Origin of the sequence: Prevotella sp. P4-51 (genome assembly GCF_002251455.1) — a bacterium.
In the GTDB taxonomy this organism is placed as follows: domain Bacteria; phylum Bacteroidota; class Bacteroidia; order Bacteroidales; family Bacteroidaceae; genus Prevotella.
In genome coordinates this window covers 217,346-228,524 of the sequence record NZ_NPJM01000031.1, presented here as the reverse complement: position 1 = coordinate 228,524, position 11,179 = coordinate 217,346, and the positions used below count along the sequence as shown (strand labels likewise).

At 47.2% G+C, this 11,179-nt stretch carries 10 protein-coding genes; 6 read left to right on the top strand and 4 right to left on the bottom strand.

What is annotated here, in order from left to right; genetic code table 11:
- Positions 1-288: 288 nt before the first annotated feature.
- The 4 genes from CIK94_RS03755 to CIK94_RS03740 form a co-directional block, all read right to left on the bottom strand.
- Positions 289-612: a hypothetical protein gene (locus CIK94_RS03755; protein ID WP_094387476.1), complete on the bottom strand. Its 324-nt coding sequence runs from the start codon at positions 610-612 to the stop codon at positions 289-291.
- Positions 613-684: 72 nt separating this feature from the next.
- Entirely contained in the window at positions 685-1,485 is an 801-nt protein-coding gene (locus CIK94_RS03750; protein ID WP_094421382.1) for a hypothetical protein, read from the bottom strand.
- 1 nt (position 1,486) lies between these two features.
- Positions 1,487-2,770 (bottom strand): Na+/H+ antiporter NhaC family protein, encoded by a 1,284-nt coding sequence (locus tag CIK94_RS03745; protein WP_094421380.1) that lies wholly within the window; start codon positions 2,768-2,770, stop codon positions 1,487-1,489.
- Positions 2,771-2,774: 4 nt separating this feature from the next.
- Positions 2,775-3,842: a LacI family DNA-binding transcriptional regulator gene (locus CIK94_RS03740; RefSeq protein WP_094387125.1), complete on the bottom strand. Its 1,068-nt coding sequence runs from the start codon at positions 3,840-3,842 to the stop codon at positions 2,775-2,777.
- 168 nt (positions 3,843-4,010) lie between these two features.
- Here CIK94_RS03740 and CIK94_RS03735 point away from each other — a divergent pair, with 168 nt between their 5' ends.
- The 6 genes from CIK94_RS03735 to CIK94_RS03710 all read left to right on the top strand — a co-directional run bounded on the left by CIK94_RS03735 (position 4,011) and on the right by CIK94_RS03710 (position 10,903).
- Positions 4,011-5,036, top strand: a complete 1,026-nt coding sequence (locus CIK94_RS03735) for a sugar kinase (RefSeq protein ID WP_094421378.1) — start codon at positions 4,011-4,013, stop codon at positions 5,034-5,036.
- Between the two features lie 19 nt (positions 5,037-5,055).
- Positions 5,056-5,727: a bifunctional 4-hydroxy-2-oxoglutarate aldolase/2-dehydro-3-deoxy-phosphogluconate aldolase gene (locus CIK94_RS03730; protein WP_094387140.1), complete on the top strand. Its 672-nt coding sequence runs from the start codon at positions 5,056-5,058 to the stop codon at positions 5,725-5,727.
- Positions 5,728-5,856: 129 nt separating this feature from the next.
- Positions 5,857-9,273, top strand: coding sequence for a DUF5112 domain-containing protein (locus tag CIK94_RS03725; RefSeq protein WP_094421420.1), 3,417 nt, complete (start codon positions 5,857-5,859; stop codon positions 9,271-9,273).
- A gap of 12 nt (positions 9,274-9,285) precedes the next feature.
- Complete coding sequence (locus tag CIK94_RS03720) at positions 9,286-10,008, top strand: DUF5932 domain-containing protein (protein WP_094421376.1); 723 nt, start codon at positions 9,286-9,288, stop codon at positions 10,006-10,008.
- Positions 9,998-10,588, top strand: coding sequence for an AbgT family transporter (locus CIK94_RS03715; RefSeq protein WP_022311471.1), 591 nt, complete (start codon positions 9,998-10,000; stop codon positions 10,586-10,588). The genes CIK94_RS03720 and CIK94_RS03715 overlap by 11 nt, the downstream gene beginning before the upstream one ends.
- Positions 10,589-10,687: 99 nt before the next feature.
- A complete protein-coding gene (locus CIK94_RS03710) occupies positions 10,688-10,903 on the top strand; it encodes a hypothetical protein (RefSeq protein ID WP_094421374.1) in 216 nt (71 codons plus the stop codon).
- The last annotated feature ends 276 nt before the right edge of the window (positions 10,904-11,179 follow it).

Genomic DNA, 11,179 nt, shown 5'->3' with positions numbered 1-11,179 from the left:
TAATATATATAGTCAAACAGAGCTGAAACATCCAATCCTATTGCGTGGCAATAACAAGAAAGCACGCCTTGGTATGCGAGGCGTGCTTGAAGGTAGTGCTTGTTGTTAACTTGTCAATCCCACTCTGGGTCATTGTTGTCTTCCGAATGGTGATGGAGTGGAGCGCGTGCATTTCCTGGGCTTGCGCTTACTCCAGACGAAGTGGCAAAATTTTGGCCCAATAAATCGGATGGCAATGTAATGCGAATTATCTCCGGATGTATATATTCTTTTTTCATAGATGTGAATTTATTTGATAATGAACTTTTTGCCGTTTCTTACGTAGATGCCAGAAGGTAGGTTGGTGGTATCGTTTATCTTTATGCCTTGCAATGTATACACTCCATTGGCTTGTTTCTCGGTATAGGTGTTGGGGTGGATGGCTGTAGGTAAGTCCAAGCCTATGCTTTTGTTAACCTGCTGCGAACCAGATGGGAACAAAAAGTAGCAGCGGGTACCTTTGAGTGTGCCGGTTTCACTGACATTTGCAATCACAGTACCGTCATTACCGCCTAACAATCTGTATTTGTCATCGGCTTCGATTTCTGTTGCGCTATATGTGCCAACAAACATTGCGGTTGAGCATGATGTTTGCCCATTTATTAAGATTCTCCTTTAATATGGGGTGCTATTTACGAACTTGTTCTACTCCTCAACTTCGGCAATAGAACGCGCCATTGATAGAAATAGATAGCTAATGGTCTCTAATGGCGCATAACGCATATATCTTGTACACCGACGCACCCTGCGCCAAAGTGCTTTGGGGTTGTTGCGTATGAAGAGAGGTTTGGTGTCGCTGAGATGCCAGGCTTCGTACTCGTGCTGTCCATGGGACAGGGCGTAGTCAAGCAAGAATTCTGCCCGGGGCTCCGAAGAGTGAACAAATGGCAGCTCATCGGGTTCAAAGCCCATTGCCGTGATAAGGAAACTGCCTTGTAATGCTGCTGCCCTTGTCACATGAAGTTTCTGCAACCAGCGGTCAAGTTTGACAAAATCGACCTTGTCTCCCCTTGTACGAAGATAGACGGCAAGTTGCACGAGATGTCTGAGTGACGCATCCTGTCCCATCATTGCTGTAATGGATGAGAGTAGAATATCAAGTATCTGCAAGGTATCTACTGATGTGTCTATAGCATGTCGCTCTGTGTTGCGTATTCTTTTAAGTTGGTGGTTAAGCCATAGGTTTGCCATGGAGGCTTGTCGCATGGGAATGGCAGTCTGCGCCGAAGTCACTTCGCCATCGCCCAATTGTAGTGAAGGAATTCCCAACCCCTGATCATACTGGTGGTGTCTCAGTCCGAGGGAGACGGTAGGATCCACACCACGGCTAAGTGCCATATCGCCCAACTTCCTCCACTTACAAGGAGTCATTGGTTCAAGTCTGGTATATTCACCTAATGCACCAGAGCGTATGAGCGCAAAGAGATTTCGTTTTACTATATCCATATCAACTGTATTTTCGAGGATATCGGAAGATGATGGCTCCGAGTGCTACCACTCCTATAGCCATGGGATAATATAAATAAGGTATAATGGACATCGGGCTGATATGAGCCAGTCCTGCTGCGAGCAGCATCTGCACACCATAAGGAAGCATGCCCTGTACCATACACGAGAACGTGTCGAGTATGGATGCAGCCTTGCGATTGTCCACTCCAAATCTGCCACCTATACGACGGGAGATATCTCCTACGGTGAGTATGGCTATAGTATTGTTGGCGGTACAGAGATTGACCATGCTCACCATGGCCGCAATTGACAGTTCGGCGCCACGCTTGGTGTGCACCTTGGCAGTAAGTCGGTCTATAAGATAGGAAACTCCGCCCATTTCACTTATGATTTCGAGCAATCCACCCGCCATCATAGCAATAATGACCAGTTCGCCCATAGATGTGATACCGCTGCCCATAGCATCAAGGAGTCCGAAGAAGTCGTAGGCTCCCACTGCGATTCCGATGATAGTACAAAGGGCTATGCCCAGGCTTAGTACAGCCATAACATTCATTCCAAGCAAGGCCATAACCAGTACGGCAACATAGGGTACTATGCGTATCCAATCGATGGGTTCAATGGCTGATGGAGACGCTATGCCACGTCCCATAAAACCATAGACGGCCAGCAGTACAATTGCCGCAGGCGCCACAATACGCAGGTTGACTCTGAACTTGTCGCTCATCCTACAGCCTTGGGTCTGTGTGGCTACAACTGTAGTGTCAGAAATGAACGAGAGATTGTCGCCGAAATAAGAACCTCCAACGATGACTGCCACCATAAGCGGTACGGAAGCCCCAGTATCGAGAGCTATTCCCGCCGCCACTGGTACAAGTGCCACGACAGTACCAACACTCGTGCCAATAGAGAGTGAGATGAAACATGCCGCAACAAATAGTCCCGGAAGCAGCAAGTTGGAAGGAAGTACATGGAGCGCCATAGCCACAGTGGCATCGATGCTGCCCATGGCCTTGGCAGACGAGGCAAAAGCACCGGCTAATACATATATCCATAGCATGAGCAGCAAACGTCCGGAACCTGCTCCACGGCTATAGATGTCAATGCGTCTCTGTAGCGTATGGCCGCCCGAAATACATACGGCATAGACGCTCGCCACCATAAACGCCACCGTAACAGGCACGCGGTTGAAGTCGCCCGCCAGAAGAGATAGCGAGAGGTAGAACGTGATAAACACTACAAGGGGCGAAAGTGCCAGCAGGCCTTTTTTATTACTTGTCATGATACTAAAGGCTGCGTCGGTAAAAATCCATATTCTCGCGTGTAATCAACTCTATCGGCATATAGTTGACAGTCGTTACCTCCTTGTGGAGCACTACCGATTGGAACAGCGTTTCTACGCAGAGACTGCCTTGCATAAAGGCATGTTGGGCGATAAGGAAAGAGATAGTGCCTTCCCTCAGGCACATCGCATTGCGGTTGACCATGTCGTATCCCATAATCTGGACATCCTTGCGATGCGTCGCCAATAGGTAATCGGCTACTATATATGCCTTGGAGTTGAATGTGATGCAGTGATGGATGTCTGGATGCAGGGCAAAGAATGAATCTATCATGGCCGTATAGAGCTCATGGTCGTCGCGGTGCTCAATGGGAAGGTCGAGGTAACTCACGCGCACATTGGGAAACCGTTTTTGCATATAGCTCATAAATCCTACGGCGCGGTTTTCCTGCTGACGACTTACTGCGCGCCCATCTTTTAGCAGTCGCATAAGCATCACCTCCTTCTCTTCACGCGCTATAAGCATAAGCATCTTGGCGGCAAAATAACCACTGCAGAAAGAATCCTGGCCAAAGAAGGCGAGGGGTTTGAGGTCGGGAATGAAAGAGTCAAGCAAAACAAATGGGATGTCCATCGAATGAAGACTATCGGTAAACGCTCGTGTTGTTTCCTCATCCATTGGGACGATTATGAGTCCATCGGGGCGGGCTGAGAGGCAATAGCGGCACTGCTTGACATAAGACTCACTGGAGAAACGGTCAAAATAAACTATCTCGAGACTTATGTGAAAATCGCGACGGGCATCATTGGCCTTCACGGCTCCCAGCTCAATTTCTTCCCAATAAGCCTCGGACTCATACTCTGGCATGAGCAGGATAAAACGATAGGAGCGGTTGCGCGCCAGAGCACTGGCATAGACATTGGCTTTGTAGTCCAACTCCTTGAGTACTGCGTCAACTTTGGCTTTTGCAGATGGCGACACGTTGGGACGACCGTGCAACACCCTGTCAACCGTACCAACCGACACACCGGCACGCTCGGCAATATCCTTGATTCTAATCTTCTCTGACATGTTATAACGATTAATCATTGCAAAAATAACAATAATAACCGAATTGTGTAAACACACAGCTCTAAAAAATGGCATCATTAGTTTTTTTTTCTTCAATTCTTTCCTTATTATATAAATTATGTGTACTTTTGCTTGATGACAATAAACAGATAATCTAAAATAAGAAAAATGGCAAAAATCGTAACAATGGGCGAAATCATGCTTCGTCTCTCGTCACCAGGACAGAAACGTTTTGTTCAGAGTGATTCCTTTGATGTAGTATATGGAGGCGGCGAGGCCAATGTGGCAGTAAGTTGCGCCAACTATGGACATGAGGCTTATTTCGTTAGCAAACTTCCCGAACATGAAATTGGACAGTGTGCCCTTAACGCCCTCCGACGCTATGGGGTACACTGCGATTATATAGCCCGTGGCGGTAATAGATTGGGCATCTACTATCTGGAAAGCGGTGCATCGATGCGTCCCTCCAAGGTAATCTATGACCGTGCCGGAAGCTCAATGGCCGAAGCTACTGCCGAGGACTTCGATTTTGATGCGATTATGAAAGACGCCGACTGGTTTCACTGGAGTGGCATTACGCCCGCCATCAGCGACAAGGCTGCCACGCTTACCCTTATGGCATGTCAGGCTGCCAAGCGTCATGGTGTGACCGTAAGTTGCGACCTCAATTTCCGCAAGAAGCTGTGGACATCTGCCAAGGCACAGCAAGTGATGCGTCCACTCATGCAGTATGTAGATGTGTGTATAGGTAATGAGGAAGATGCAAAGCTCTGTTTGGGCTTTACTCCCGAAGCAGATGTGGAAAAGGGTCAGACTGATGCTCATGGATATTATGGCATATTCAAGGGAATGATGCAAGAATTCGGATTCAAGTACGTAGTGAGTACATTGAGGGAAAGCAAATCGGCATCGCACAATGGATGGAAGGCGCTGAGTTATGATGGGCAGCAGTTCTATGAAAGCAAGCACTATGACATACTTCCCATAATTGACCGCGTGGGTGGAGGAGACTCGTTCTCTGGTGGATTGATACATGGCCTCATTGCATATGACGGAGACCAAGCGCGTGCTTTGGAGTTCGCTGTAGCTGCATCAGCCCTGAAGCACACGATACCAGGCGATTTTAATATGGTAAGCCGAGAAGAGGTGGAGAACCTTGCTGGTGGCGACGCTTCTGGAAGAGTGCAGCGATAAAAACAAAAGACATACAATTATGGCAAGATTTAATAAAGTTCAAGTGATACAGGCCATGCATGATACCGGTATGGTGCCTGTTTTTTACAATAGCGACCTAGAGATATGTAAGCAGGTAATCAGTGCCTGCTACAAGGGAGGGGTAAGAGTATTCGAGTTTACCAATCGTGGTGATTTTGCCCATGAGATATTTGGAGAACTCGCAAAATGGGCTGCTGCAGCCTGCCCGGAAATGATTTTGGGAGCAGGCACTGTAATAGATGCCCCCACTGCAGCCCTGTATATGCAACTTGGCGCCAATTTCATTGTCGGCCCCAATTTCAACGCTGAGATAGCTACTGTCTGCAACCGTCGCCTTGTCCCTTACAGCCCCGGGTGCGGATCGGTAAGTGAAATCAGCAACGCCCAGGCTGCTGGCTGTGATGTGACTAAGGTGTTCCCCGCAGGAAATGTGGGCGGACCGTCGTTCGTTAAAAATGTCATGGCGCCTTTGCGCTGGAGTAATATCATGGTGACAGGGGCTGTAAGTCCCGAAGAAGACAACCTCACCGCATGGATTAAGAGTGGGGTACTCTGTGTCGGCATGGGCAGCAAGCTCTTTCCAAAGGATGTGATAGCCCAAGGCAATTGGCAGGCTATTACAGACAAATGTGTTGAGGCATTAGGTTATATCGCCAAGGCGCGCCAATAACCAAATATCCAGCCAGTATAGGCTTACGCAATGAATAGCAATGACGACATAAAGGCAAACCCAAAGTATGCTCGTTTCCTGAAAGGCTTTATTATATCGCTCGTCGGTATATGGAGCCTTTCATGGCTTATGTCGTGCACAAATCCCACGGCAGGACGCATAGACGGTCTCAACTCGCAAGCCTATGCCTACCATTATCGTAACCTGGACAGCACGGCCTACTATGCACGCCAGGCCCTGCAGCTGTCGTCTGACTACCCGGACGGAAAAGCGGAAGCCCTTAATCATCTTGCCTTTGTCAGTATGGCAAAGATGGACTATGACAGTGTGAAAACGCTCATTGGAAACCTCGACAGGATAACTAACAATCAGGTGGAATTGCTCGTTGCTGACGTGCAGATGATGCGCCTCTGCCAACGTAAATCCTATAACAAGGATTTCTATGTTTATAGGGAGAGGGCTCTTGGTCGGCTGCACCGGATAGAGGAGGAAAGCCGTCTGCTTAACTCACACCAGCAACATCGTTTTGCTTATGCCTGTTCAGAGTTTTACATCGTTGCCTCGGTCTATTTTTATTACATGGGACTGCCCAACCAGTCGCATGACGAACTGGCCCACCTTTCCCAGAGCGACTATCTTAAAGAAGACACCCTACAACTTCTCAATTATTTATATAATGTAGGTTCGGGAGGTATCATTCGTGCGCGGACTCAGGAGAAAGTCGAACAACTTGAATTCGAAAGCCTTATCAAGTGTTATGTCCTTGCCCGCCAAGAGGGCATCCCATTCTTTGAAGCTCAGGCTCTGCAGGGCATGAGTGAGCACCTCGTAGATACCCGTGCACTCTCCAGACTTTTAGATAATAACCAGCCTGCGATGAGTTATATCAACAATGATGATATGCCCGATTCGCTCTTTGCTGGAAATCTCGCACAGCGTGCGCTGCATATTTTCCAGCATTATGGTGACGTCTATCAGACAGCTGGTGCTTATCGTACTCTTGCAAAATGTTATTGGGCACTCAATGATTACCGCTCGTCACTCATTTGTCTGCATAACGCTCTTGAGGAAGACACAGTTATAGAGCGTGCCCCTGACCTGGTAGCCTCTATTCGGGAACAACTGTCACTGGCTTATTCTGCCATCGATGACAAACCCAACAGTGATTATAACCGCAATATCTATCTCGACATGCAGGAGAAAACGCGACAAGACCGGCAGCTTGAGGCGCGTGCCGAGCAGTTGGACAAGTCGGCCAAACTGCTCAACTCGATGATAGCAGCTATACTTGTAGTGCTTGTAGTATTGGTAACCCTGCTCATAGTCCTTTACCTGAAGAGAAAAAAAACCGACCGAAGCAGTGATATTGAATCGTTGCTCATGTCTCTGCGTAAGTGGAAAGAACTCAATGACCGACAAATGAGTCGGCAGATGGAGAAGAGCGACGAGATATGCGAAATGATAGAGATAGAAAAGCTGCACCTGACGCAGAACCGCCGCCGCAACCTCGAGCAGAGGGCCAAGTTATCTTTGGTAACCAGCATAACACCCTTTATCGACCGCATGCTTCATGAAGTAAGAATGCTACGCAAGGTTGGTGATACCAACAACGAACGAATAGAGTATATCGCTGAACTCACAGACCAAATCAACAAGTATAACGAAGTGTTGACCGATTGGATAAGACTACGCCAAGGTCAACTCAATCTACATATCGAAAGTTTTGCTCTACAATCATTGTTTGATATCGTGGCCAAAAGCAAGATGGGATTTCAGCTTAAAGGAATCTCTCTCGATATACAAAAGACCGACCTGACGGTCAAGGCAGACAAGACCCTCACGCTTTTTATGATAAATACGATGGCGGACAATGCACGTAAATTCACTCCCGAAGATGGGCATGTGGAAATCTATGCAATACGCCATGACACTTGTGCCGAAATCAGTATTTGCGACACCGGGCCCGGGATGAGTGATACTCAGCTGAAGCATCTCTTTGACCATAAGCCGATAGTAGATACCTCCGGCGCGGTGCAAGACGGAAAAGGGCATGGGTTTGGACTGATGAATTGCAAGGGAATTATTGAAAAATACAAGAAGGTAAGTCCTATCTTCGCCCAATGTGCAATCGGAGCTGAGAATACCGGCACGGGTAGCAGATTCTGGTTCAGACTTCCGGTGGGTGTTGTGAGATTGTTTATAGGACTCTTTATGTCTTTGACAGTATCTACCACATTCGGGTACGATATGTCTGATAAAGTTCGTAAATATGCTGACTCCATCTATCAATGCAATGTTGACGGACGCTACCACCAAGCACTCGTTATGGCCGATAGCTGTATGCAGGCACTTAACGGCAGACGGGGTTATATACATAAGCACCAGACTTCTGTCGATTTGATGGCTATTTATGACAGTACTGGCAAAGAGGCGGCTGAATTAAAGTGGTTCCGGAGTGGGGTAGAGGCTGACTATACTACTATTCTGAACATGCGCAATGAGATAGCGGTAGCTGCCTTGGCGCTGCACAGATGGAAGCTCTATGAATACAATAACCAGGCATATACCCAGCTGTTCCGCCTGCGCAGTGCCGACCAGTCGCTGAGCAATTATGTGCAGGTTATGCAGAAGGCAGAAACAAACAAGAATGTTGCAATTATCATTCTGATACTCTTGCTGCTTGTCCTTTTTCCAGCATACTACATATTCTATTATCGTTATAGGCTGATGTATAGGCTTTGTCTGGATAGACTGAAACTCATAAACAACCTGCTGATGGAAGATGAACGGCCGGAGAGTAAGTTGCTAAAAATCAGTAAAATCTGGGTGATGCCTAAAGTTTCATTTGATAATGATGTCCGGCAGCTTGACCGTCTTGTGGCACAGATTTGCAATGACCTTCGGCAGCAGGTGGTCTATAATGAAAAGCAGCGGGATGCCATTGAAATGGAAACAGATGAGCTCAATCGACGCCAATATGAAGTGGCGCGTCTGCACGTAAGCAACAGTGTGCTCGACAACTGCCTTTCCACCCTTAAGCATGAGACGATGTACTATCCCTCGCGTATCAGGCAGATAGTGGATACCAGACCTATAGACTGCGATGCTCTCGACGAGGTGACCGGATACTATAAGTCGCTTTATGACATATTGAGCCAGCAGGCATTGCGACAGACAGAGACGCCTATGCGCATAGATGGTGAAATGTGGGAAATGTTGTTGGATATATTGTCCAGCATTAATCAGGCTCGCGTAACATGGACTGCCCATACAAGTGACGGACAATATCAGACAGTGCGGATACCCATGCCTAACGTCAAGCTGACAGAGCAAGAGTGTCGGCAGCTCTTTACACCATCTACCAAAGATGTGAGATATTTGATGTGTCGACAGATAATAAGGGAGCTCGGCGAAGTAAGCCAGGCTCGCGCGTGTGGTATCAAGGCAAGCCCCGCAGAGACAGGCATTGTGGTGATGCTTGTGATTCCGCGAAACACCTCATTCTTTGCCAAACAGCAAGGCGTACAATCTCAACCAGGAACGTAACAACTTACAGATATGGAAAAATTTCAAGTAGTCATAGTAGAGGATGTTCCTCTCGAACTCAAAGGAACCGAAGGTATCTTCAAAAATGAGATTCCCGAAGCCGTAATTATTGGAACTGCAGACAATGAGCAGAACTATTTTAAGCTCATGAAGCAGCATCAGCCCGATTTGGTGTTGCTCGACCTGGGACTTGGTGGCTCTACCACTGTGGGCGTTGAGTTGTGCAGATACACCAAAGAGAATTATCCAGGGGTTAAGGTCCTTATCTTTACAGGAGAGATACTTAATGAGAAACTCTGGGTGGATGTGCTCGATGCTGGTTGCGACGGAATTATTCTGAAGAGTGGCGAATTGCTCACCCGAGGTGATGTTGCCAGCTGTATGAGCGGTAAACGTCTGGTTTTCAATCAGCCCATACTCGAGAAAATAGTAGAGCGATTCAAGCATAGTGTCGGGAGTAGCCTTATGCGTACCGAGTCGCTGATTGACTATGAGATTGATGAGTACGATGAGCGTTTTCTGCGACATCTTGCTCTGGGGTATACCAAAGAGCAAATTACCAATCTGCGCGGTATGCCTTTTGGCGTGAAGAGTTTGGAAAAGCGTCAGAATGAGCTGGTACAAAAACTCTTCCCCGACGGAAACCGTATGGGAGTAAATGCCACGAGACTGGTGGTAAGGGCTCTCGAGCTGCGCATACTTGACATTGATGACCTGCATCCCGATGAAGAATAGGCTCCCTCAGACGGCGTTGACTTTGTTGGTGGCTTGGATAATGCTTGTGCTGCTCTCATGGATACTTACAGCACTAAATCCCACGGCAGACCTACGCTCGCTCCTGAGCGCAGAAGGCATACGCTGGTTGTTCGGCAGATTTGTATACACCCTCTCGTCGCCTTTGCTTATATGGCTCGTGTTGGGTGTTATGGCATATGGCCCTTTGACAGAGAGCCAACTGTTCAGGCTCCGCCGTCCGCTAGGAGTAAAAGAACGGTTTGCCCTGCGCGTGGTAATGCTCGAATTGACCATTGTCGTAGTGATAATGGCCCTTCTTACCCTTTTGCCTCAGCCCTTGCTGCTTACGGCTACGGGTACTGTCAATCATAGTAGTTTCCTTCATTGTCTCGTGCCGGTCACTTGCGTGACATTGATTATAGCAGGGCTCACATTTGGAGTAGGGGCGGGAAAAATAGATGGACTGGCGGGCGCCTACAATTCGCTGGTAGCAGGATTTAGAAGTGGTGGACATCTTTTTGTTTTCTACGTGCTCATCGTGCTGCTTTGCTCTACGATAGGCTACGTATTCGACCTATAAACGGCAAATGTTTGAGAGATGATAAAAATTAAGGTCAAAACGCCTTTAGTTTCAGTATTATTTGTTAATTTTGCACCTATAAAAAACAGATAGACAAATATGAATGTATTTTTTTGCGTATTAGCATTGTTCGTGGTGGCCCTCATTGGTTGGGCTGTAGCCGAGTTTAAGAGCAAGTTCTTTGGATACACCGTGTCTGAAGAAGAAATCGAAGCCGCCCATCATGAGGCAGCTCACCGTAGCCCAGACGGCAAGGAGATGGGTATCAAGGAAGTAATTGAAACCATTAGCACAAAGGGCTATAAGTCTGTATAGGCCAGCTGAAAAGTATGGAATTGCCGAACTGTGTGTCGGCAGAAATTAGTATTGGGCAAAGTGCATCGAGACATGCATTTTGCCCAATTGTTTTTTGCAGACAACTCGAATTTGACGCATTGTTTATGACATTAAAATGGAGGAAACATCGTTAAGGACGTTTTCAAATGCAAATTGCATCGTGAATCGATAATATCCAAGTCTGAAATAGTGGTTGCCAATATGTATTTTTTCAATTCGTGATTTAATTGCTAAAAGAAACAGTATCAGGATTAT